Origin of the sequence: Pelagicoccus sp. SDUM812005 (genome assembly GCF_031127875.1) — a bacterium.
Lineage (GTDB): Bacteria > Verrucomicrobiota > Verrucomicrobiia > Opitutales > Opitutaceae > Pelagicoccus.
Genome location: NZ_JARXIA010000002.1, coordinates 255,718 through 278,244, shown reverse-complemented (window position 1 = coordinate 278,244; position 22,527 = coordinate 255,718). Strand labels below are relative to the sequence as shown.

At 60.8% G+C, this 22,527-nt stretch carries 15 protein-coding genes; 9 read left to right on the top strand and 6 right to left on the bottom strand.

Annotated elements, in window-relative coordinates; all coding sequences use genetic code 11:
* Nucleotides 1-146: 146 nt before the first annotated feature.
* The 4 genes from QEH57_RS04705 to QEH57_RS04690 all read left to right on the top strand — a co-directional run bounded on the left by QEH57_RS04705 (nucleotide 147) and on the right by QEH57_RS04690 (nucleotide 3,440).
* Nucleotides 147-746 (top strand): phospholipid scramblase-related protein, encoded by a 600-nt coding sequence (locus QEH57_RS04705; protein ID WP_309005524.1) that lies wholly within the window; start codon nucleotides 147-149, stop codon nucleotides 744-746.
* Between the two features lie 274 nt (nucleotides 747-1,020).
* Nucleotides 1,021-2,652 carry an ATP-binding protein gene (locus QEH57_RS04700; RefSeq protein ID WP_309005523.1) on the top strand — a complete coding sequence of 544 codons (1,632 nt, stop codon included), beginning with the start codon at nucleotides 1,021-1,023 and terminating at the stop codon, nucleotides 2,650-2,652.
* Nucleotides 2,653-2,689: 37 nt separating this feature from the next.
* The gene (locus tag QEH57_RS04695) at nucleotides 2,690-3,262 is read left to right on the top strand and encodes a hypothetical protein (protein WP_309005522.1); all 573 of its coding nucleotides are present in this window, start codon (nucleotides 2,690-2,692) and stop codon (nucleotides 3,260-3,262) included.
* Nucleotides 3,263-3,266: 4 nt separating this feature from the next.
* Entirely contained in the window at nucleotides 3,267-3,440 is a 174-nt protein-coding gene (locus tag QEH57_RS04690) for a hypothetical protein (protein ID WP_309005521.1), read from the top strand.
* 75 nt (nucleotides 3,441-3,515) lie between these two features.
* Here QEH57_RS04690 and QEH57_RS04685 read toward each other — a convergent pair whose 3' ends face one another.
* Together QEH57_RS04685 and QEH57_RS04680 are read right to left on the bottom strand one after the other, a co-directional pair.
* Nucleotides 3,516-4,757 carry a phosphoribosyltransferase family protein gene (locus QEH57_RS04685; protein WP_309005520.1) on the bottom strand — a complete coding sequence of 414 codons (1,242 nt, stop codon included), beginning with the start codon at nucleotides 4,755-4,757 and terminating at the stop codon, nucleotides 3,516-3,518.
* A 234-nt stretch (nucleotides 4,758-4,991) separates the two neighbouring features.
* Nucleotides 4,992-5,969, bottom strand: coding sequence for a DUF4105 domain-containing protein (locus QEH57_RS04680; RefSeq protein WP_309005519.1), 978 nt, complete (start codon nucleotides 5,967-5,969; stop codon nucleotides 4,992-4,994).
* 186 nt (nucleotides 5,970-6,155) lie between these two features.
* Between QEH57_RS04680 and QEH57_RS04675 the strand changes: the two genes are divergently transcribed.
* Nucleotides 6,156-8,954 carry a sugar-binding domain-containing protein gene (locus QEH57_RS04675; RefSeq protein ID WP_309005518.1) on the top strand — a complete coding sequence of 933 codons (2,799 nt, stop codon included), beginning with the start codon at nucleotides 6,156-6,158 and terminating at the stop codon, nucleotides 8,952-8,954.
* Nucleotides 8,955-9,037: 83 nt separating this feature from the next.
* On the opposite strand, the gene QEH57_RS04670 is transcribed toward QEH57_RS04675, so the two are convergent.
* Nucleotides 9,038-11,812: a hypothetical protein gene (locus tag QEH57_RS04670; protein ID WP_309005517.1), complete on the bottom strand. Its 2,775-nt coding sequence runs from the start codon at nucleotides 11,810-11,812 to the stop codon at nucleotides 9,038-9,040.
* A gap of 236 nt (nucleotides 11,813-12,048) precedes the next feature.
* Between QEH57_RS04670 and QEH57_RS04665 the strand changes: the two genes are divergently transcribed.
* The 3 genes from QEH57_RS04665 to QEH57_RS04655 all read left to right on the top strand — a co-directional run bounded on the left by QEH57_RS04665 (nucleotide 12,049) and on the right by QEH57_RS04655 (nucleotide 13,943).
* Nucleotides 12,049-13,113: a hypothetical protein gene (locus tag QEH57_RS04665; protein WP_309005516.1), complete on the top strand. Its 1,065-nt coding sequence runs from the start codon at nucleotides 12,049-12,051 to the stop codon at nucleotides 13,111-13,113.
* The gene (locus QEH57_RS04660) at nucleotides 13,100-13,324 is read left to right on the top strand and encodes a DUF6429 family protein (RefSeq protein WP_309005515.1); all 225 of its coding nucleotides are present in this window, start codon (nucleotides 13,100-13,102) and stop codon (nucleotides 13,322-13,324) included. Before QEH57_RS04665 ends, QEH57_RS04660 begins: the two co-directional genes overlap by 14 nt.
* Before the next feature lie 166 nt (nucleotides 13,325-13,490).
* Entirely contained in the window at nucleotides 13,491-13,943 is a 453-nt protein-coding gene (locus QEH57_RS04655) for a YMGG-like glycine zipper-containing protein (protein WP_309005514.1), read from the top strand.
* Nucleotides 13,944-14,256: 313 nt separating this feature from the next.
* Here QEH57_RS04655 and QEH57_RS04650 read toward each other — a convergent pair whose 3' ends face one another.
* The 3 genes from QEH57_RS04650 to QEH57_RS04640 all read right to left on the bottom strand — a co-directional run bounded on the left by QEH57_RS04650 (nucleotide 14,257) and on the right by QEH57_RS04640 (nucleotide 17,125).
* Nucleotides 14,257-14,766: a hypothetical protein gene (locus QEH57_RS04650; protein ID WP_309005513.1), complete on the bottom strand. Its 510-nt coding sequence runs from the start codon at nucleotides 14,764-14,766 to the stop codon at nucleotides 14,257-14,259.
* A 55-nt stretch (nucleotides 14,767-14,821) separates the two neighbouring features.
* Complete coding sequence (locus QEH57_RS04645) at nucleotides 14,822-15,916, bottom strand: hypothetical protein (protein WP_309005512.1); 1,095 nt, start codon at nucleotides 15,914-15,916, stop codon at nucleotides 14,822-14,824.
* Between the two features lie 174 nt (nucleotides 15,917-16,090).
* On the bottom strand, nucleotides 16,091-17,125 hold the full coding sequence (locus tag QEH57_RS04640) for an AraC family transcriptional regulator (RefSeq protein ID WP_309005511.1): 1,035 nt from the start codon (nucleotides 17,123-17,125) through the stop codon (nucleotides 16,091-16,093).
* A gap of 287 nt (nucleotides 17,126-17,412) precedes the next feature.
* On the opposite strand from QEH57_RS04640, the gene QEH57_RS04635 reads away from it, so the two are divergent.
* Entirely contained in the window at nucleotides 17,413-22,371 is a 4,959-nt protein-coding gene (locus QEH57_RS04635) for a hypothetical protein (RefSeq protein ID WP_309005510.1), read from the top strand.
* Nucleotides 22,372-22,527 lie beyond the last annotated feature (156 nt).

The following is a 22,527-nucleotide window of genomic DNA, read 5'->3' as shown; positions in this document are numbered from 1 at the left end:
GGGCAAAAAGTGAAGGGCGAAATTGAGGGGGCGGGAGGCCAGACCTCTGCCCGTGCAATCCGTTTTCGGTTTTCGCGGCGTCTAAAGGGGAGTGCGCGGCAAATGGAAGTTGCTTAGGTTTAGGAACTTCGCTTTTCTGGCCGGCCATGGAACCCGTATCGAGCTCTCCACTTTCCCTCAACGCGTTCGTCGTCAAAGAGCATGTTGGCATGTTTAAGGCGGCCAACAACTACGACATGTACGATCCGGAGAGCGGCAGGCTGGTGCTGGAGTGTCGCGAGGAGAAGCTGGGGGCCTTCACGAAGCTGCTTCGCTTCACGGACTACAAGCGGATGACGCCTTTCCACATCGAGATTCGGGAACCGGGCGGGAAGACCTTGATCGAGATCAAGCGCGGGGGTTCGTTCGTGCTCTCGGAGGTGGAGGTCTTCGATGGTAACGGCGAGCTGCTGGGCAGCTTCAAGCAGAAGTTCTTTTCCCTCGGCGGCAAGTTCGACGTGTATTCGGCCTCCGGTGAAGTGCTCTGCTCGCTCAAGGGCAAGTGGACAGGCTGGGATTTTTCCTTCGGGATCGGCGGTACGGAGTTCGCCCACGTGAACAAGCAATGGTCCGGCTTCGGCAAGGAGTTGTTCACATCGGCCGACAATTACCTGCTGCGCATCGATCCCTCGCTGGGGGCGGACCATCCGCTGCGCAAGCTGATCGTTGCGGCGGTGATGTGTATCGACATGGTGCTCAAGGAGTAAGCGGACGTTCTAGGCGCTTCATGCGCTTGGGGTAATCTGTCTGGAACTAGGGCGAAGCACTTATTCGCGAAACTTCCGGCCCCGCGTTTGAAATTGGGGCGTTTATCGATATAAGTAGGGTTCCCGGACACGGGTTATGCCGAGAACGTTCTGTCGATGGAGTTCCGGCCTGAATTTTAATCCCTTTCTCATGTTGAACCGTTCGCCGCTTGACCGCTCTGTCTCCTATCAAAACGATTTACCGCAGGCGGAAAGGGGGTGGCTTGCCGCCAAGTTGAGCAAGCTGCCGGGCATCGCCGCGGCCCTGGCGGACTGCCAGGATGTGGACGCGGTGATGCGCGAGGCGGTACTGCAGGCCCAGACGCGTCTGGGATTCGCCCGCTTGGGAATTTGGCTGTTGGAGGAAGGCGGCGTTTCTGCGGTTGGCACCTATGGGGTAGGCTTGGACGGGAAACTGGTGGACGAGCGGAGCGACCGGATCTTCGACCACTCCGGTTTTATCCGGAACATGATGGAGTCGTGGAGGGAGCCGCCGCACTACTTCGAGAAAGCGATGGGAAACCTGCGTTCGGCGGAAGCGGCGGTGATTGGGAGGGGGCGTCACGTGACGGTACCGCTCTTGGAGAAGGACGAGGTTTTTGGCTTCGTAGCGGTGGACGATCTTCTGCCGACCGATTGCGTGAACGATCGGACGGGACCTTTGCTGTGCCAATTTGCCCAGGTAGTCGCGTCGGCCTACCGAGCCCGCAAGAGGGAGGACGAGCTGGCCCGCCTGCGAGAGGCGGCGGCCGAAGCGGAGCGGGTGCAAAGCGAGTTTTTGGCGATGATGGGGCACGAGGTTCGTACGCCGTTGAACGCCATGATGGGTTATGCCCAGTTGCTCAAGTCGCGTCGGCCCGGGGGGGAGGTCGAGGGGATCGCCAACACGATCGAAGATAGCGGGCACCACATGAAGGGCTTGATCGACAGCGTTCTGGAGTACTCGCACCTCTCGAGCGGCGACGTGAAGCGCTGGTACAAGCCTGGGGACCCGATCCAGGTGCTGGAGTCGACGGTGCAGAGCTTCGAGGAGATGTATCGTTCCAAGGGCTTGGATCTGGACCTTTGCTTCGAGGGAAAGCGCGTTCCGGTGCTGTTCGACGCGGTAAGCTTGCGGCAAGTGGTTGGCAACCTCCTGCAAAACGCCTTGAAGTTCACGGAGTTCGGCGGCGTGCAGGTTAGGGTATTCTCGAGAGTCGAGAGGGATACCTCCGAATTTTTCATCGAAGTGAAGGACACGGGCATCGGCATCGACCAAGAGCACCAGCAGAGGATCTTTGAGCCGTTCCGGCAGGTAAGGCGCGATCGGGAGCGTTCCAAGGGAGGGATCGGCATGGGGCTGGCTATCGTGAAGCGCCTCGTCGCGGCTATGGACGGCGAAATCGCCTGTCGCAGCGTGGGCGAGGTCGGCACGGTGTTCACCATCGACCTGAAGTTCGAGAATGTGATGCCGGTCGAATCGGGAGACACGGGGGACGGAAGCGTTAAGGACAGGGCGAACCTACGGGTGTTGATCGTAGAGGACGACGAGATCAACTTGGAGGTGCTCCAGTCTATGGCGAAGTGTCTTGGTTTCGTGAATACAGACTTTGCTCGCAACGGCGTGGACGCTCGCAAGCTGCTGGCGGAGCACCCTTACGATATCGTATTGATGGATGTGCAGATGCCGCGGCTGGATGGGCTGAGCCTTACCCGTATCGTTCGTTCCGGTGAGGTTTGCCCGATCAACCGCGAGGTGCCGATCGTCGGCGTGACCGCCTACTCGAGCAAGCACGACCGGGACGAGTGCTTGATGGTAGGGATGAACGACTACCTGCCGAAGCCCATCATGCTCGACTCCTTGCGTCGGGTGATGGATCTGGCCTGAGCAATTTGGCTTTCTCTTTCCGGCAGAAAGGAGTTTTATGATGCTTGTTATGGCGGGAGTTAAAACGATCGAGGACGCTTACGACTTTATCCAGGAGGTGGGGATCTGCACGATTTTCAGCGAGGGTGTGCAAGGAGTGAGATCTTTCTGGGACGCGGTGGACCTGCCGGATCGAGAGGGCGGACGCACGAAATGGGGCGCCCGCATGGAAGCCGTCTGGGCTTGGAAGACCGAGTTGCCGACCTTGTATCCAGACGACGTATACTACGGAAAAATCCCAGGCGGGCATGCGGCGCTGATGAGCATGCGCTACCTGAAGGAGGTGCACTTTCCCAAAAACGCTCGCCCAGTGTCGACCTGCAAGCCGCTCGCCCAGCAGGTGTACGAAATCGTGCGCTTGAGCCCGGGGACCACGGCGGAGATTCGCCGGGAGGCGATGGAGCGCTTTGGTTGCAGCAAGAGCCGTTTCGATACGGCGCTCAAGGAACTGCAGGTGAGCTTGAACATGGTGCGGCTCAACGAGCCGGATTTGAAGAAGGACACGTGGGTTCCTTTCGAGGAGGTGTACGGCGAGCTCGGCCTCGAGAGGGAAGGGGGCTCGGATGTTTGAAAACGTGATCGGGTTTCTTTTTTCCGCCCTGCTGGGGATCGCCCTCGTGGTGGTGATCGCCCTGCTGGCCCGCCGGGAGATGGTTAAGCATACCAAGGCGAACGAAAAGGATCGGGAGCGCGAGAAGGCGGGCGAGGCGGAGAGTCGCGGCGCCGACGACGGTCCGAACGTGGGCTGAACGCTCCAGCCCTCGGCCCGGACGCTAGCTAGCAAAGCCCCGGCTTTTTTGCGGATGCTGGCGGGAAGCCCCGGCTTATTGAGGGATGGTGCCTTCCACGCCCGGATGTGGCTTGTGCAAGGTGCGCAGCTGTTCGCTGAGCCAGATCTTGCGCTTCCAGCGGGCGTTCTTGGAGGACATGTCGATTTGGTAGAGGCTTTCGTCTTCGCCCTGGGGCTCGTCGATCTTGAGGATGCGGCAGAGGTTGAGGGCCAGCCATTTCTCGATCTTCAGCACGACCAGCTTCTTGCGCAGGCGTCCTTGCACGTCGCGGTTGAGGATGGTGGGAATTGTGTTGAGGGTGAGGATTTCGTCGATGGCGGTGTTGGCCATCTTAACGCGTCCTTCTTCGCTGGCGTAGAAGTGGCTGACCGCGAACACGGTTTTGCCGGGCTCGATCTGCTTGAGGAATTGGCAGGACTTCACCACGGTGGAGCCGGTGCGGACCATGTCGTCGAAGAGGATGATGTCGTGTCCGCGGATGTCCTCGAAGGTGGTTTCGCTCTCGGCGTGCAGCTTGATTTGCACTTCGCGCTCGCCGGTGCGTTCCTTGTCGAGCAGGACGAACTTGGCTTTGGGCAGGCCGAGTCGCTTGAACATTTCCTTCACGAACTCGCGGGCTCCCTTGTCCGGGGCGCAGAGGGCGAGGCCTTCGCCTTCGTCGCCGTAGTCGACGATGTCGGAGTTGAGGAAGTAGTCGACGTAGATCTCGTAGGGGATGAGGTCGTAGAAGCGTCCGCCGAACACCTCGGTGAACATGCTGCGTACGGACTTGGAGTGGTTGTGCACGGTGAGGACCGCGTCGACTCCGGAGAGCTTGAGCAGCTCGGCGTAGAGCTTGGCGGTGAAGGGCTGGCCGTCGAATTTCTTGAGGTCCCGGGCGTCGCGGTCGTGGGCGGTGTTGCCCAGCTCGGGGCGGGCGCCGCGGTCTTGGGCACTGTAGAAGAGGTCCGGCTCTACCAGGATGACCTCGGCGGCGCCGTTTTCCTTGGCGGCGCGGGCGATCATGAAGGTGCGCATGGCGAGACTCTGGCGGCTCATGCCCAAACTGCTGGCACTTACGATGATGATGGATTTGCCTTCCATCTTGTAGCCGATTTTGTCGAAGTCGGTCTCGTCGGAAATGAAGCGCGGGCAGAACTCGGTGTTGGCGAAGCGTTTCATGCTGATCTTGTCAGCCACGTCTTCGAGCTGTCCCATGCCGTAGGCGACATCGATTGCAAAAGGGTCGTCTGAAGAGTTGCCGACGACGATGTATTTCGGATCCAAGAATTTCACTGCTAGCTTTCGAGAACGGGAGGAGGGAGGAAATCGAACGCGGGTTTTTCCCGAGAGCCCAATGATCAAGCGGTGGATAAGGAGGAGGGCGAGTCTTTTTCTTGGAATAGGGGATCTTCGGGGGCGTTAAAGCGAGTATCCTCGGCTTTCCCGATTCCGCGTCCTTCGGCGCAACGGGGGGCTCCCTGCGGAATCCTGGGCGATTCACCGTGGGTCCCTCGGGGGATCCGTTGCCTAGGGATTAGGGGCGAGCGGGGCGAAATGCGGGCGGCTGCGAATTTTGTCGTCGATGCGGGAATTTTCCTGGGTCGCGGGCCAGTCCAGCTCCGTATCCAGATAGCCGAGACGGTGGAGAACTTGGCCGATCCTTGCGGGAAAGAGGGTGTCGAGAAAGGGGCTGAGTGGCTCGTCCCTCATGCGGTTGACATGGCCTAGGAGGGTAGTGGCGCAGTTTTGCCGCAGGGTCGCGTAGAATTGGGGCCGCTGGTGTAGGTCGTTCGCGGCGCGGCACAGCTCGAGGAGGAGTTCGCGGGCGAAGCTTTGCTCGACCCGCAGGGGAAAGGAGTAGACGCGGTCGCCCCGGTGCAGGACGCGCAGGCCGAGGAGGTCGCGCTCGCTGCCGAAGAGGTAGATCAGCTCGAACTGGCGGGCGGCGCCGCCGAGTAGGCTGTAGTCTTCGCCGACCTCCCGTCTGGCCTCGACGGAGAGGGCGAGCTTGCGGCCGTCCGCAAAGCCGAAGCTGAGCATGACGTGGGCGGCCCGCTCCGAATCGCCGAAGGGCACCACGATCAGGTCGAGGCCGGAGAGCTGGCTAAGGTCGAAGGTTTCGGACCTCCAGCGTTCGCGGAAGGTGTCGGCGGATTGCCAATCGAAGTCGCGCAGCTTGCTGGCGTGGAGCTGCTGGTCCTGAATTTCGAAACGGGCGAGCTGGGCGAACTCCGGCATCCAGTTCCGCTCGTTGCTTGGGGCCTGCCAGGCGTAGCTTGCCGCTGTCACGACGCTGAAGCCGAGGATGAGGCCGGCGGCTTGCTTCAATCCCGAGTAGCGGGCCAGGGCCAGCCAGGGCAGCAAGGCGCCGAGCAGGGAAACGAGCGGCGGGAGGCCCAGCCTCTCGCCGAAGTAGAGGGTGGAGGCGAGGAGGGGAACGAACAGGAGCGCCCAGCCGCAAGCCTTGGCGGTACGGCGTATCCAATTGTTTGTGTCGCTCGTCATCTCAAAATCTCAGGTGGGAAGGGGAATCGGTCGCCGTTCTTTGTGCAGGCGAGCTACGAGCTTGTCGATGCGGGAATGGCCGGGGAGTGTGGGAGTGGGGCTAGCTCGGAGGGCGTAGAAGTCGTACGATCAGAAAATCTGAGGTTTGTCAGGCTCGGGACGGCCGCCATATATCTCGGATATCCCATGTCGATCCTACGAACGAACGAATCTAGAACTCTCTCGCTTGCTGGCCAATGGCGCCTGGCCTTGGATCCGCTGTGCGTCGGCGTATCCGAAAAGTGGTTTCAAAAGCGCTTGGAAGCGCTTGTTTCCTTGCCTGGATCCCTGGATGGCCAGGGGAAAGGCGATGCGGTGGACGTGGGCACGGAATGGACCGGTACCATTTTCGACCGATCCTTTTACGAGGCGCCGGAATACGCTCCTTACCGCGAAGCTGGAAACCTGAAGATCCCGTTTTGCTTGCAACCGGAAACGCGGTACGTGGGGGTGGCCTGGTATCAGCGGGATGTTGAAGTTCCAGCCGACTGGGCGGGCCGGAACATCCGTCTGCGCTTGGAACGGGTACATTGGGAGCTTGCCGTTTGGCTCGATGGAAAAGCGCTCGAAGGAGGCGAGAGCTTGTCCACGGAAGTTGAAATTGATTTGGGGCGTTTGGAGCCGGGTCGCAGCTACCGTTTATCCCTGCGGGTCGACAATCGGCTTCGTATTCCGGTGGGCGAGAATGCCCATAGCGTGAGCGACCATACTCAAGGAAATTGGAACGGCCTGATCGGGCGTATCGAATTAGTGGCTACGGATTCGCTGCGATTGCCTTTCCTGGATATACATCCCGAGGTCGAGACCCGTTCTGTCCTTGTTCGAGGTCGGCTCGAAGGTCGAGCGCTTGAGGAACCGGTGGATTTGAGAGTGAGAGCGCTCGCCCGCAACGATCAGGAAACGCAGGCTGAGACCGAATGGATCGTCTCGCAGCAGTGCGAAGTGGACGGGAAGGGAGCGTTCGAGAAACGGCTTGAGCTGGGCGAGAGCGCCTTGTTGTGGGACGAGTTTTGCCCGCATCTTTACGAGTTGGAACTGCGGTGCGAGGGCGTCTGCGAGCGGGAGCGTTTTGGCCTGCGGGATTTCTCGGTCGAGGGAAGCCAGTTTTGTATCAATGGAGCGAGGACGTTTCTGAGGGGGACCTTGGACTGTTGCGTGTTTCCTTTGACCGGTCACCCGCCCATGGAGGTAGAGCCTTGGATGGAGATTTTGAGCCAAATCAAGCGACACGGCTTCAATCACGTCCGGTTCCATTCTTGGTGTCCTCCGGAGGCGGCCTTTGTAGCGGGCGACGAATTGGGGCTCTACTTTCAGGTCGAATGCGCGGCCTGGCCAAATTCCGTAGCGGTACTAGCCTTTAACTCCCCCGAAGGCATCGGCGATGGAAAGGAGGTCGACGCATGGGTCTATCGGGAGGGCGAGCGCATCCTTCGCGCCTACGGAAACCATCCTTGTTTCGTCATGATGGCTTGCGGAAACGAACCTGGGGGACCTTGTCACGAGTCCTTCCTGGGCGATTGGGTAGAGCATTTTCGGGCTCGGGACCCGCGTCGCTTGTACACAGGGTCGGCAGGGTGGCCGGAGTTGGAGGCGAACGATTTTCAAGTCATATCCGAACCCCGCATCCATCAATGGGGCGACGGTTTGAACTGTCGTCTGAATGGAAGCCCGCCTGCGACGACTTTCGACTACGAGAACTGCGTGGCGAAACGCCAGGTGCCTGTCGTGGCCCACGAAAACGGGCAATGGGCGGCGTATCCACCAGTCTATGACACGGTAAAGTATGCTGGCCACCTGAAAGCGAAAAGCTACGAGTTGTTCGCCGATCGCCTCGCGGCGAGCGGACTTTTGGAGCAGGCCAGAGCGTTTGTGAAGGCGTCAGGGAAGTTACAGGCCTTGTGTTACAAGGAAGAAATCGAGTCTGCTCTGAGAACGCGCGGTATAGGCGGATTCCAGCTTCTGGGATTGCAGGACTTTCCCGGGCAGGGTACGGCGCCGGTCGGCTTGCTTGACGCGTTTTGGCAGAGCAAGGGGTACCTCGGCGCGGAAGCGATGCGTCGGTTCTGCAGCGATGTCGTAGTTCTTGCTCGCTTGCCCAAGCGGGTCTTTGCGACGACGGAGAAGCTGGAAGTTGGAATCGAGTTAGCTCACTACGGAGGGCAGGATTGGAGCGATGCGGTAGTGGCCTGGAGGCTGCTTTCCGAAGTGGGTGACGTTTTGGTGGGAGGCGAATGGGACTGCCCGCTCTTGAGGCGCGGGCGTTTGTGTAAGTTGGGGTCTTTACAGTGTTCCTTGCAGGGGATTCCGGCTCCGGCTCGCTGTCGCCTAGAGGTAGAAGTTCGCTGCGGCGATCGAGCAGCTTGCAACGACTGGGATCTTTGGGTTTATGGCGAGATCGTAGCTAAAGCTAGAGAGTCCCTTCTTGTATCCAGTATTCCTGACGCGATTGCCTCCTTGGAGGCGGGAGAGCGCGTCCTATTGGTCGCGGACCAGTTGCTTAAGGGCAAGGAGGTCGCTCTCGGATTTACTCCGATCTTTTGGAATACGGCTTGTACCCAGCAGCAAGCGCCGCACACCCTGGGAATTCTTTGCGATCCCAAGCACGCTGCGTTTCGTTCATTTCCGACCGAGGGCCACACGAACTGGCAGTGGTGGTATGTCTTGAAGGGGACAGCGGCGATGGATCTGGCCCCGTTGGGCGTAGAGGTGGAACCCATCGTGCAAGTTATCGACGACTGGTATCAGGGCCGGCGCCTTGGGCTGGTTTGGGAAGCTCGGATGGGGAAGGGGAAATTGCTTGTGTGCAGCGTTGATCTACGGGAGGTGGACGGCTGTCTCGTCCGCAAGCAACTTCGAGCCAGCTTGCTCGAGTACATGGATAGCCCGGACTTCGAGCCAAAGATATGTTTGGCTCCGACGGACCTACTTAAGCTCGAAGCGGATTAGAGCACTGCAGAGTGTGGCCAACAGTCGTCGCCCTGCGAGCTGACATCGCGAGAGAGCGGGCCAGCTCGAAGGGGAGGCTTCCCTTACTTTCCGCTTAGGGCTTCAGGGATGAGGGCGGAGACCTGGATGGCGGCGAGGCCCCACTGGGCGGCATCGTTGGTGGAGACCCATGCCGCTTCGTCGACGGGATTGAGCGCGTCGGAACCGTCGATGCGATGGGTCTTCAGTTCGACGCGGGAGCCCCATTCGTTTTTGTAGAAGGCGTCGACGGCCCGTTTAGCGAGGCTGGGGTCGTCTTTCATGTAGGAGGCGTAGGCGGTGATGCGGGAGTGGGAACTCTCGAAGCCGGGTCCGCGGAAGGTGATGCCGAGGGCTTCCTTGACTTGCTCGTCCGGCGCGTTGCAAAGGGTGCAGTACTGCAGCCAAGCCGCTTCGAACTCGGGAACGTCGAGGCACTGTATCAGTTCGGCGCATACGGCAGGAAGGCCGAACATGATGCTCAGGTGCGAGATGCGGTCCGGCTTTTCGTCGATGGGCACCATTTTCTTGCTCTCCGGATCGTAGTCGAAGGCGGTGGTGAAGAAGCCCCATTTGGAATTGCCGATCGCTCGCATGGTATCCTCGATCCAGCCGCGGTACTTGGGGTCGCCGGTGCGTTCCCAAGCGGTGAACCAGTTGGATACGGCGGCTCCGTAGTCGGTTCCTGGAGACATGATGGACTGCTCGGGAGTGAAGGGTTCGCCGGGGAGCTTGCGGCGCGGGTTGAGGGTGCCGAGAGCCTTGTCGGCTTCGATGACTTCGTCGAGCACGTCGCCGGTACGCTCGTCGGTGGTGAGGAAGTAGTGGAAGCGCCGGTTCATGGCGGTGCTGATGCGCAGCTGCTTGGCGCTGCAGCCCCAGTGTTGTACGTTGTGGCGGGTGCCGAGGCCTTTGAAGCGGCCGAGGTGGTAGATGTCTACGTCGCGGTTGTGGCGGTTCATGGCCTCTGCCAGGCGGAAGGCTTTGCTGTCGCCGGTGCGGAGGAAGCTGTACCAGAGCCACATGTCGGAGGAGAGTTCCGAGTTGTCCCAAGCGTAGCCGCCTATGTCGTAGCGCCAGACATGGCGGTCTTCGTCGTAGGTGTGCATGACGTCCCCGTAGTCCCAGAATCCATACCAATGGCGTTGTTCGACTTGCTCGTGGTAGAAGTCGACGGACCAGTCTAGGCGGTCTTCCAGCTTGGAAAGGGCGGGAGTGGAGCGCTTGGGCAGGTCCCACATGATGCTGAAGACTTTGGCGCGGTGGAGGTCTTCGGGGCTGGGGACGAGCTGCGGCGGATGGGCGGTGAATTGGGCGAGCTCGGCCAGTCGCTCCCGAGAAGGGGTGGCATCGTGGGCCCAGAGGTAGATGTCGGTGCTGCGGGCGACTCCATGGGGAGTGCCGAAGCCCGGCTCGTAGTCTTCGTAGGTGATGTTGAGGGCGTCGAGCTGCTTGGCGTAGGGCTTGTCGGGTACGCTAGTTTTGATGCCGGGAATATCGGTGCCGGGGAGGGGGCCTTCCACGTCTTGGCCGAGGCCGTCGTGGTAGAAGCGGATATCCATGGGCGGAGAGTCCGGGGACCACATCCAAAGGGTAACCTCGGCCGCGTCGGTGGCGGCGTCGCGGATGTCCAGCTGGGTGGGATGAAGTTTCCAGAAGTCGCGCATGCCGAAGGAGACGCCGCCGCTGGCCCCACCTACGTAGCCGAAGCCGTTGGCCCGCTCGCCTTGGTCGGCGGGGATCCAGCCTTGGCCGGCCTTGGTCCGCTTACGCAGGGAGAAGCCGTTGGCGTTGGGCTGAGCGAGGGTGAAGTCTCCCCAGGTAGGTACCCAGTGGATACGGCTGCTTACGTTGCTTGGCCAAGTGGTGATGTCGGGCACCTTTTGTCCGGCGACCTGGGCTTTGCGTACCTCTTCGCCGGAGTCGCGTCGCAGTCCGGTGAGGCCTTGCACGGCTTCGCCCCAGATGCCTTCACCTTGGCCCGCGAAGCGGACGTGGCGGTCGTAGAACGCGTCTCGCATGGGGACGTGGAATCGCACGCCGAGGGAGCTGATGAAGTCTTTGTTCTCGTCGCCGTCGAAGACGAATGTATGGGCCATGCGGATACCTTCGGAGCCGGCGTGGAAGTAGAGTCGCACGGAGAAGGGCAGCCAATCGCGTTGGCCGGAGGTGCGGTGGGTGCCGGTGACTTTGACCACGGCTCGCACGGGGCCGGACTGTTCGACGGATACGGTTTCGATCTCGCTGGTGAAGGTTTCGACCCGGGCTCCTCGTTCCGGTGAATCCTGGCGGCTGCCGGCGAGCAGGCCGTCGGTGAGGATGGGCTGGCCGTTTCGGGTGACGGAGGAGATGAGGGCGGCTCCGCTGTGCGGCAGTTCGCAGCGGATGGCTCCGGTGTCCACGAGGGTGGAGGAACTCGATTCGCTGACTCGGATGGGGTGGGAATGGTTTGCGGGCGTACCAGCGGCGATCTCGTAGTGGTCGGCTGCGGGCGCGTCGGGGGCGAGGGCGTGGCCGGTCCACTTCAGGCTGCCGTCGGGCCAGGTGGCGGTGGTCCAGCTTTGCAGGGGCACCGGGGCGCCGTCAGGGGTCTTGAGGGTGAAGCTCGTGTCGGCGGGGCGCTGCCCCTGGGGCCAGGCTACGCCGAAAGCGGTGCCGGCGTGGGCTTGGGGTTCGCCTTCGAGCCAGCGCAGCTGGTTCTTGCCGGCGACGGGCTTGGGGTAGCTCTTTGGGGTTCGGGTCCCTGCAGAGCGGTCGTCCGCGCCGGATACGAGGGACTTCGCGGAAACGGCGAGCAGGGATGTGGCGGAAATGAAGCTGCGGCGGCAGATGTTTTTCATGGGCGTTGTTGGGGGCCTTGGTTTTAAGCGGGACGGGAGTGGGGCTGAATCGGGAGACGGTCGGGAGACGGCAGCATAGCTAGCTTTCCCCGTTTGTCATACCGCAGGCATACTAACAGGAAAGGCGGGCCCGGGGGCGAGAACTACATTTGTCAGACAGTAAGAGGGGTTGCCTCCTAGCTGCTTTTTGGCGCAATGTCGTCCTCGGAATTCAACGCTAACTTGGAAGGACTCTTATGGCTTTAAGATTGGGCGAATACGTGCTGCGGGGTGAGATCGACAACCGGCGACGCTACGCGACGACGGGCTGGCTGGAATTGAGGGGCAGCGGAGACGTTTTGCGTCTGGAGCTGACCGGCGACCTGGACGATGACCTGAAGGGGAAGCTCGTTCGCTTCGAGTGTTCGAAAAGTGGATACAAGTCGCTCGAGGAAAAGGCAGCCGAGCCGGGCCAGTTCCCGGATCGCTACGTCGGCGCCACGGGAGAGATGACGGCTGAGCATCGGGTGAAGCTGTTCGACTGTCCGATCGAGGAGTTCTACCTTCGCTGCAAGATGGGAGAGCCGGCCCCTACCTTTTGGCGGCGCTGCTTGTACCTGGAGTGGTTTGGCAATTGCGGCCGGGTACTGGTGGAGTTGGCGGACGCTACAGTTTGGATCGTGGAAGGCGACGAAGACAGCGAGCGGATGCTGCGCTTGCCGGATATCACGGAGGGACCGGAGGAGCTTGAAGCCGCCGAGGACGAAGAGGCGGGAGCGCCGGAAATCGAAGTGGTGGAGATCCAGCGCCTCGACGACGAGACGATGCGGGTGACCCGCTCGGTCGTTGCGGAGCAGGAAAGCGACAGTAGCGACGAGGAGGATCCGTATTCGCTTTTCTCCGACGACTTCAAGAAGATGCTAGGCGTGTCCGGAAAGCAGGAGGGCGAGGGGGAAGCGATGTTTCTCGAGGAAATGGAGACGATGGAGGAGATTTGGGAAGGGAAGGCCAAGGGGGATCGACTCGGTGCCTTGCTGGGGCCGGCTCCGGATTGGGAAAAGGCGAGCGACGAAGCGGTGGAGGCTGCCCTGAAGGCGGCGATCGGAGCTCTGGGCCTGTATAACGTTGCGTATCACGTTTGCGAACACATGTCGCCGCGGGAGGCTTGTCGCTACCTCTTCGAGGAGCTGGGAGATTGCGAGGTCCACCATCAAATGCAAGGGACCTCTTGGTTCAGCCATTTTTCGACCCACGAGGGCTGCAAGCAGTGCGAGGAAGAATTTACAAAGGAATGGGAGGACGATAACGATGGAGATCGATGAGGATAAGCTGGACGAAACGGTACTGGCCTTGCTGCACCTAACCCTGCACGACGGCTGCCGCGCTTGGAAGGGGCACGATTGGGAGGTGATGAACCGGCTATACGAGAAGGGCTTTATCGACAACCCGAGGGGAAGGGCGAAGTCGGTGCTGTTTACGGAGGAGGGCCTGCAGCGCTCCCAGGAGTTGTTCGAGCGCCTGTTTACGAAGTAGGGCTTGCAGGCTCGAAAGGGAGGCGACCTCCAGCGCCGGCGGTCCAATCGGGGTGTGGCATTGAAAACTGCACGGCTGGGGTGCGGATTGCAGGAGTCGAAGGGCGTTTCGCAGGCGTAGCGTAGCGGCGATGGGCTCTGGCGCGAGAGATGCGATAGGGATGCCCATGAAAACGATATCCCAGAAACGAACTGTATTTTCCAAGCATCTCGCAGGCCTCTGCTGTGTCGGAGTGGTCGGCTTCGGGCTGGTCGCTTGCTCGTCCTCCGGCTACCACGAGCGTCGAGGGGCCGCTGCTGGCGCCGCAACGGGAGCCATCATCGGTGGTATCATCGGTCACCAGTCGGGCGAGGACGGCGAAGGTGCGGCGATCGGCGCCGCGGCCGGCGCTATGATCGGCCGGGAAGCGGGGCGAGCCAAGGACGAGTCGGACTACCGTAGTTCGGACGAGCGATCGGTCGACCGGGCGATCGACTACGGAGACTTGATGACGGACGCGGAAAAGGATCGGGTTCGCGCCCGAGCGGGCAAGGACATCATCGTTGACTGGGCGGCCTACCTGACCCCCGACGAGAAGCGCAAGCTGATGGACCGGGCCGGCACTTCGGTCGGCGGTTAGAGCGCTGGCGCCGCGGGACGCTAGAGGTCGAGGCGCGGTCTGGAGCTCTGCGTGACGTGGAACCGCTGGTGGTGTGGGTCCTTTGCGTTTTTCTGCAAAAAACCTGTCACCTCGGGGAGGAGGCGGGGCACTTGTTGGTATAAGTCAATTAACAACGATAATCCGCTTAACCACCAACACTATGATACTCGTCATCGCTTACTCCGTTCTGATTCTTGTCTGTCTTTCTTGTACCCTGATTGCGGATACGAAAAACGCTTAATCGTTTTGCTCGCTCGCATTGCGAGTTGAGCCTCCGGAGCTCGGCCTGTTTTCAGCGCCGGGCTCCTTTTTTGCGTCGGGGTGCGGGGGCGGTTGTACTGGCGAGGCGGCGTCGCCGGGAGCGGGGGCGCTTCTTGGCGAGGAACGAAAGCCAGGCGAAGCTATCGTCGGGCAAGTAGCTGAGCCAGCGGTACAGGGGATAAAGGATGGCGACGATGACGATGAGCCAGAAATGGATCGGATCGAGATCGCGGATGGCTAGGAACAGGCTGAAATCGCTCTTCTTGCCCGCTATGGCACGGTTGCCTAGGACGATCACGTCGATCTCGGAGCCGACCCGGTGGCCGCGGGCGGCGGTGACGTCGAGGCGCCTGCTTTCGCCGGGGAGCGTGAAGTAGCTGCGTTGCTGGTGGCGCCTCGGGGACCTTTTTTCCGTGATGGTGACGCGGTGCTCGCTGCCGTTTTGGGCAAGCGAATGAGCGTTGGTCCAGAAGTAGGAGAGGAAGAGGATCGCGGCGAGGGGAAGGAGAAGAGTGAACTTGGAGGGGCGTTTGTCTTTCAAGCGTTCGGGCTGCTTTTGCTTTCTCGGTCGAAGGGGAGTTTTGTTAGGGATCCTTTTAGTCGTTTGTGGTGCTTAGGCGATAAAAGTAAGAATGCGTATCGGGGACTTGGATACGGACTTGTCCGTTTTCGAGTTGAGTGCCAGGGTGCAGCTGTTGTCCGTCGCCGTCGAGGAAGGCCGTGTCGGGAAGGGGCACCCAGGCGTCGGCGTGCAGATTGGAGCAGGTTTGGATTTGGAGGGCTCGGCGCGGGCCGTTGCTGGGGAGCTGCAGGGCTAGGACGAGTTGATTGGATTCGAGTTGGAAGCTCCAAGGGAGCTTTCCGGCGTGCTGGGCGGGGAGGTCGAAGGCGAAGAGCATCTCCAGGGGAATGCCGCTGGGGTTCGTGCTTGTGGCGTCGCCGGGGCTGTAACCGTTTTGGCTGAGCCACTGGCCGAATGCGTTGGGGGCGGTGAAGGTGGCTTCGGCGCGGCTGAAGCCTGCAATGCTGGAGGTCAAGGTGCCGTTGTTGTCGGGCAGGGATTGGGAACGGCTTTCGTCAATTTCGCTAAGGAAGGTGACTCGGTAGTCGCTGGTCGTTTGGTGGCGGGCGGTTTCTACGACCGAGAGCGTCAGGTCGGCGCCGGTCGCGGGGTCGATGCGGTCGGGCGGATTGTTTGCTACGTTGATCTGTTGGGTTTGGGTGCGGCCGTCCAGGGTTATCTTGGCGGTGAGTATTCCGGCGATCGGGTAGGAGCGGAGGCGTTCGGGCTCTAGGATGCGGCCATCGCTGGCGACGGGGTGGGCGGCACCAAGGGTGTCGAGCCTCATGCGCAGGGCCGAGCTGCTCTTTTCGAAGATAACCTTCTTGGTGCCGACGCCGGGGATGTAGACGTTAACTGTGTTTTTGAAGGCGGTGGGCGATTCGCTGATGTTCGCACCGGTGAAGCGGATAGCGGTGACGCGGTTCGTGGAGGGGTCGAAGCTAAGCTCGGCGTCGAGGGTGCCGCTGTGGTGGATCGTTTGCTGGGAGGTGTCGCCTTTGCTGTAGCTAACGGTTCCAGTTCTCTCGCTGTCGACGAGGGTGAAGGTAACCGGGACCTCGGCGGCGCAGGCCAGCAGGGTCGCCAGCAGGGTCGCGCCGGTAGCGAGCAAGGTGTGGATTCCAGTCACGAGTTTATGAAACCGAGGATGCTCGATTAGTCAATCGAGGGGCGCTTGCAGGCCTTGGTGGCCGCCCGCTCGCATTGCGCCCCGACCGCAAGAGGTGAGGATTGACACTTTTAAAGAGAGGAAGCCGCCCGTGCGGTTGCCGATGGGGATGGAGGCGAAGGTCCCGCGGTGTCTTCAGCTGGAAGCCGTCAGGCCGAGTGGGGCCGGCGGGCTTGCGGCGTCGGGGGCCGTTAGGCCGTTGCTCTCGTCCTGCGGAGCATCGCTGGCATCTGGGAATGGCGCGTTGCCGGACCGGCGATATTGAGCGAGGATTTCTCGGTACCTTCTTGGCGAGTAGCCTTGGCTCTTCTTGAAGATGCGGGTGAAGGAGATCGGGTCGCTGTAGCCGAGCTGTTGGGCGATGTCCTTGACGCTCAGGTTCGTTTCGTAGAGCAGGTCGCAGGCTTTGCGGATCTTGAGTCGGATGAAGAAGGCGAGGGGGGATTGGTTGGTCTTTTCCCGAATGATCCGGGTGTAGTGAGGCACGGATTGGGCGGCGCGCTCGGCGAAGTCGGCAGTGCCGAGATCCCGGTGGAGGTTCTGCTGCATGAAGCGGAGGGTCTCCATGGCCCGTGCTTCCGAATTGCGGGCATCCCGGTGGGTGGGCACTTCGTGAAGCTTGATGGCGCTGACGATTTGCAGGAAGGCGGCTGACAGAGCCTGCAGCCCTGCGTCTGTGTAATTGTATTGGGTGCAGGAATAGGCGGCTTCGAAGGCGTTGAGTATCCGGTCCGTGTCGGGGATGAGGAGGATGGGCTGCTTGGGGCTGAGGCCCAGGGTTTCGGCGACTCGGGCGGATTGGCTGCCGTCGAAATGAATCCAAAAGAGCGACCAGGGGGTGTTTCGCTTGGCGCGGTAGAGGTGGGGGTGGTTGGCGGGGATGACGACCGCGTGGCCCGCTTCGATGACGTGCGACCTGCCGAATACCTGGAGTCGGCCCTTTCCCTCGATGCAATAGAGAAGGATGTGCTGGGGGGCTCCCGAGAGGCGTTTTACGAAGTGGGAGGGAGCGTTTCGGAAGGAGCCGATATGGGTGACGAACAGGGATTCGACAAGGGGCAAGGTACGGCAGCGCTCGACGACGGCGTCGGGAAGGATCGTGAGCCGCTGCTTGGAAAATCCGACTACGACGTCTGCTGGTGTTGCTGGGCGGCTCTCTGGCTTGAACATGTTGCGATGGCAACGATCAGCTACCTTTCGCGCTTTCATTTTGAAAGCTAAATTTGAAGGCTGGCAGCGGTAATTTCGCCGGCCCGAGCGGGATGGTACGGGACCTTCCGTATCCCTAGCGCTCGAGGAGCGTGCCTGCCCTTTCGTCGCGCTTGTCAGAAGGAAGTTTTTTTGTTTTATTAAGGCACTCTATGAGCTCTTTGTCGCCTTTTCGCTGGTCGCCGTTGTGCCTATTGTTTTCCCTTTGCTCTCTTGCTTCGCTGTGGACTGCCCGAGCAGAGGAGATCGTGCTCTTCCCCTACACCGTGGGTTCGGACTCGGGCACAGCAATCTACTCGGTGGAAGAGGGGAGCTGGCGTTGGTGGTACAAGAATGTCATGCATTCCAAGGTTTCCCCGAACGGACAGGAGGTGGCCTACGTTTTCCAGAATGGCGATCAACAGGACTTGCTGGTGGCGTCTTTCGACGGGCAGAACCCACGGGTCGTCCGGGGCGGATTGAGGTTTTTGTCTTCGTTGGCGTGGTCGCCGGACGGAACGCGACTCGCCTTCAAGTCGGGACTCATCGATGACGAAGCGGTGCGCGTCATCAACGTGGATGGCACCAACGAGCAGGTGCTGGAGACGGATATCACGGGTACGCAATTATATTGGTCTCCAGACGGAACGAAGGTGGCCTACTTGGGAAAGCACATCGGCTTCAACGGAACGCTCTTCAACTACCAAGGGGGCGGTCCGTCCATCTACTATTTCGATTTGGCAGGAAACCGGGAGGTGGGCCCGTTGTTTATGCCTTATGGTAGTCGAAGCACGAGCGTTTTTCCCTACACCAACGAGCACGATGTCACGCTGGACTACACGGAGTGGGTCCACACTGCGGTTGACGTTTCGAGTTTTCTCTGGGACCCCTCGGGAAACTACTTCCTTGCTGCGATCAGCACCTTCAGGACGATTTATCCGATCAACCCGAGGAATTGGTCGAACGTCGGAAACTCCTTCGAGGAGGCTCGCCAGTATGTGGGAAACCTGGCATTGATACCGGTATCGGGAGGAGCCCCGAGGTATTTGACTTCCAATTCCTTGGGGCGAGACGTGCGGTCTCGGGGGGCGCTTTCGAATCTCCAGCTCTACGCCTGGTCGCCCGACCAAACCGAAGTGCTGGGCAGGTACACTCCTGGCAGCGTGGAGAACGTCGTGATCGGTCGCGACGGGAGCGTTAAGCCGTTCCCGTTCGTGGATGGGGTAATTTTGAATTCAAGCGTCCAGTGGGTGGAGCGCAACACCTTGAAGCTTGCCTTGGAGCTTTCGGAAACCGATGTCGCGCTCGGCGAGGTGGTGGAGGCGACCTTGACAGTCAGCTCGACGATGGCGGATCCGTACACCATCGCTTTCGACGACCCCTTGCTGGTGCCGGAGGTCGATGGGGTGGTGGCGATCGAGGAAGTGGATACGCCGGAGCCCTTCGTGCTCGATGCGGACGAGCCGAGTCGCAGCTTTTCCGTTTTGGTCCTCATGGAGAAGAAGGGGGCGGTGTCGCTTTTCAGTTCCGCGGTGGGCACCGGGCCGGATGGGGAGACGATCTCGCTGATCGCGGATGCGAGGCTAACCAGTTCGCCCTTGGCGGTCACGCTTTCGGTCACGCCGGATGAGACGGTGGTCAACCAGACGGAAGACAGCAAGAAGACGGATCCTTGCCTGCAGCTGGAGGCGGATCGGGATCCGGAGTCGGATTGGACAGACTGTATTGAAATTGTGGCTACGGTGAAGAACGAGGGCGAGGAGACGGTGACGAATGTCAGTTTTCCTGGCGGGGAGGATGTGCTGAGCCTGATCACGAGCCTCGACCTGGACGAGCCGGGAGTGCCCTTGGTGCAGCTCGCCTTCGACCCCAGCTCTGGGATCGACGATCAGACGGGGCTGGCCAAGCTCGTCGACCTCGAGCCCGGCGAGGAGCTCACCTACACCTGGCAGATCGGCACCATCGGAGCGCCTGCGGAGCTGGAGCTGGAAGGCCTAGCGATAGGCGGGCTGGGCGAAGGCAACGTACGTGGGTACAAGGAAGCGGAGTTTAAGCTGATCGAAGAAGTCCTGCTGGAATGGGGGATCAAGCCGCGTGACAACCGTACCAGCTATCTCTCGGGCCAGAACGTCTGGGTGGACGCCTACATCGAAAACGTATCCGAGGAATCGGGGAGCCCGCAGGATCTTCTTGTCATGGTTTATCAACTACCGGAAGGAAATGTGGGTGGCGGCTATTTGGTGGAGAGCGAGGAGAATCTCGCCCAACGCAAGCCAAGCGAGGATCCCGATACCTACCAGTTCTTCGTGCTGCCCGCCGAAGGCGAGACGCGAAAGGACCTGCAGGCCTTCTTTCGGACCTTGGAAACGGACAAGCCTTCGACCGGCCACGTCGAGTACGGAGTGCGGCTTTGGGTGATCGAGGAGGACGAGACCTTGTCGGACGCGGACGACCAGGCGCTGCTGAACGACGAGGAGGGCTGGAGGCGCGCGTTCGAGGTTAGCCTCGCGGCCCAGCCGATGCCGGACCGGACCTACTTGCTCGACGATTGTCTGGATCGAGGGTGGCCCGCTGCCCTGTGCGGGGTGAGCAGCGGACTGGTCAACAAATTCGGTCCGGGCTTGATCGACCTCTTGGCTTACGGGGTGGACCTAGGCAAGGACACCACCAACCTGAGCATTCTCATGCTCTCCGAAACGGTCGAGGCTATGGTTGACCTGTGGGAAGGCATCCAGGGGGACGAAGCGGCGCTGGCGGCGTTTACGCAGGAAATGTATGTGAACTACCGGACCCTGGTGGAGCTCGGCGTCATGGCGGGCGACGCCGGATCGAAGACGCCAATGGCGATCGAGCAATTCAGCCAGATTGCGATCGGAGCTTTTGCCGACTTTATGTACAAGCTGGAGACGGGCGACGCCGAGCAGCGGCAGATCCTCATCGGCGAGTTCCTGGGAGCGAATCCGGATCTGGTCCTGGAGCCTTTGATCATGCTGCGTGGCTTTCGGTCGATGCGCATCGCCATGCATGAGATCGCAGAGGGCAGCGCCGACAACTTCATGGCGGCCGCCCAGAAGCAGCGGGCCGAGCAGGTCCTGAGCACCACTGCGACGCGCGTGGATAACGCCTTCAGCGCGGGAACGGATGCAGCCAAGGCTCTGCGGGCCGGTGATGTCCTGACCGACAGCATGTTGCTGAAGATCTACGGCATCAGCAAGAAGCAGCTGAAGGCCCTGCAGGAGATCGCCCAGGAGTTCGACATCGTATTGACGTTCCGGTCACGCAATCCCTTGTCGGTCGACTTGCTGGAGAAGGGGCTCGCTCGCTTCAAGCCGCAGGCCTTGAAGCACAAGACCATCAACGACATCGACATCGAGTTTCTCGGCTATCCGGAAAACGCCCGGGCGACCATCGGCATCGTGGAGCCTCCCAAGTCCCTGCAGGGGATCGCGGACGAGGAGGACTTGCGCAAGGCGGTGGACGCCTATGTCGACGAGCTGGCCAAAACCCACCCCAAGCTGGCCGATGACGACGTGCTGCGCTACGAAGTGGCGGACCGGCTGAAGACGCGAGCCGAGGAGTGGGACGAGCTGGTGCCGAAGGATAAGGTCACGGGCGAGGTTGCCGAGACCTACAAGATCTCCGTGGCCTTCGACGCCCAGACGCAGTTTGCCAGCAAGGCCGGCAAGTCGATCAAGGTGGACGATGTGCGAACCGTTCGCCAGAAGCCGATCGAGTCCTTCACGGACCCGGTGACCGGCGAGACGCGGCGACGGTTCGAGTTTTCCACTACCGGCCCCGCTAGCGAGGGCGCCGCAGCCTCGGAGTTCAAGGCGATCACGGGCGACGTCGATTTCCTGGCGATTCTAGAGCCGAACGGTATGATGATTACGAATACGAAACGCCGCGTCGAGATCTACGAGGCCCTCGCCAGCGCCGTCGGTATCCAGCACGGGGAGAGTTTCACCTTCTTCCTGCAGCATGCCCGGGAGAAGTACTTGCGCTGCTGCGTAGCCGGGGCGCCCGATGCGGAGGCCATGGTGGCGATCGGTCCGGGCAAGCGCCAAACGCCGCGGGCTGCCTATTTCGTAGACAATTCCTCCCTCATGCGGGACGGGCCCAACAAGCGTTTTCTGGGCGTTCAGAAGACGGTGCGCGACAAGTTTTTCCGACCGGTGCGCAAGAAGGGCGAGCCGGTGAAGATCCGCCGCGAGGATGTGAGCGGCGAGTTCATGTTGCTCGACGGTTATCCGCAAGGAGTCTCGGTGAAGGCGAACTTGATCAGCTATTTCCAGCCCAAGATCTACCGCCAGCTTTTGTCCGAGTGGGTGAAGCGTTTCACGTTCTTCTCCCCGACTTATGTGCTGCGCGTGCTGGAGGGCAACGAGCCCCAGTCCGACGATCAGGCAAGTGACCCGCGTATCTTTTCGGCGAATACAAGCAGTCGCGTTCAGCCTTTGTCGGATGGCGATGCGGTATTCAGCGTGGATGGGCCGATCTTGCAGATCGACGAAGCGACCGGCTTGGAGTCCCTGCGGGTGTGGACGGAAGGCGAGGGCTGGCAACCGATCGATCGGGCCAGCGCTTTGGCGTGGGGCGATGCGTCGCTCCCGGACCTCGGTCCGGCCTCGCCGCTGGCGAGCCCTGCGACTGCAGGCGCGGTTGAACTGGAAACGCTCAGCCTGGCTGAACTCGAGGCGACGGGACGCTTGTTCGAAGTGGGGGACCGTGTCGTGATCGATCCAGGACGGACGAACGAGGAGTACGCAGTCGTGATTTCGGTCGAGCCGCTGTTGTTGAGTGGTCCGCTGGCCTTTGCTCACGAGGAAGGCGCCATGGTCGCTTTTGTGGAAGCAGGGGTGGTCGATTCCGACGGAGATGGACTTACCGATAGCGAGGAAGCCCTGCTCGGGACCGATCCAGGCTTGGTCGATAGCGATGGCGATGGCCTGAGCGACAAGGTCGAGCTTGCCTATGGAACGGATCCCTTGGACCCGAGCTCACGCTTCGAGTTTGCGGATACGCTCCTTGCTGGAAGCGGGGGCGAGGGACTGCTGCAATGGAAGGCTCGGGCGGGCAAGCTCTACACCTTGGAAGGTAGTTACGATTTGGATACCTGGTTTCCGCTTGAGACGAGGGCAGCCGAATCGGATGGAATGATAGAGGTGCTGGTCGATTTCCTCACCGATGACGGGATTACGCGATTCGTTCGCCTGCGCCTAGGGGACTAAGTAATCGGTCTCCTCGCGAAGGGGGGCTGGCTGGCAGGACGAACGGCGTCCAATGGAAGTATCGAGTCAAGAAGACGGCCGCTCATTCGCCGATGATCCAGCCACCGTATTACCGTTAAGTAGGCCTTACACAAATGGCGTTTCTTTACGGAAAAG

Bases quoted from the DNA above. Each gene is read 5' to 3' on its own strand.
- QEH57_RS04705 (WP_309005524.1), top strand. From the start codon at position 147: ATGGAACCCGTATCGAGCTCTCCACTTTCCCTCAACGCGTTCGTCGTC.
- QEH57_RS04695 (WP_309005522.1), top strand. From the start codon at position 2,690: ATGATGCTTGTTATGGCGGGAGTTAAAACGATCGAGGACGCTTACGAC.
- QEH57_RS04680 (WP_309005519.1), bottom strand. From the start codon at position 5,969: ATGACGAGCGACACAAACAATTGGATACGCCGTACCGCCAAGGCTTGC.
- QEH57_RS04675 (WP_309005518.1), top strand. From the start codon at position 6,156: ATGTCGATCCTACGAACGAACGAATCTAGAACTCTCTCGCTTGCTGGC.
- QEH57_RS04670 (WP_309005517.1), bottom strand. From the start codon at position 11,812: ATGAAAAACATCTGCCGCCGCAGCTTCATTTCCGCCACATCCCTGCTC.
- QEH57_RS04665 (WP_309005516.1), top strand. From the start codon at position 12,049: ATGGCTTTAAGATTGGGCGAATACGTGCTGCGGGGTGAGATCGACAAC.
- QEH57_RS04660 (WP_309005515.1), top strand. From the start codon at position 13,100: ATGGAGATCGATGAGGATAAGCTGGACGAAACGGTACTGGCCTTGCTG.
- QEH57_RS04655 (WP_309005514.1), top strand. From the start codon at position 13,491: ATGAAAACGATATCCCAGAAACGAACTGTATTTTCCAAGCATCTCGCA.
- QEH57_RS04640 (WP_309005511.1), bottom strand. From the start codon at position 17,125: ATGTTCAAGCCAGAGAGCCGCCCAGCAACACCAGCAGACGTCGTAGTC.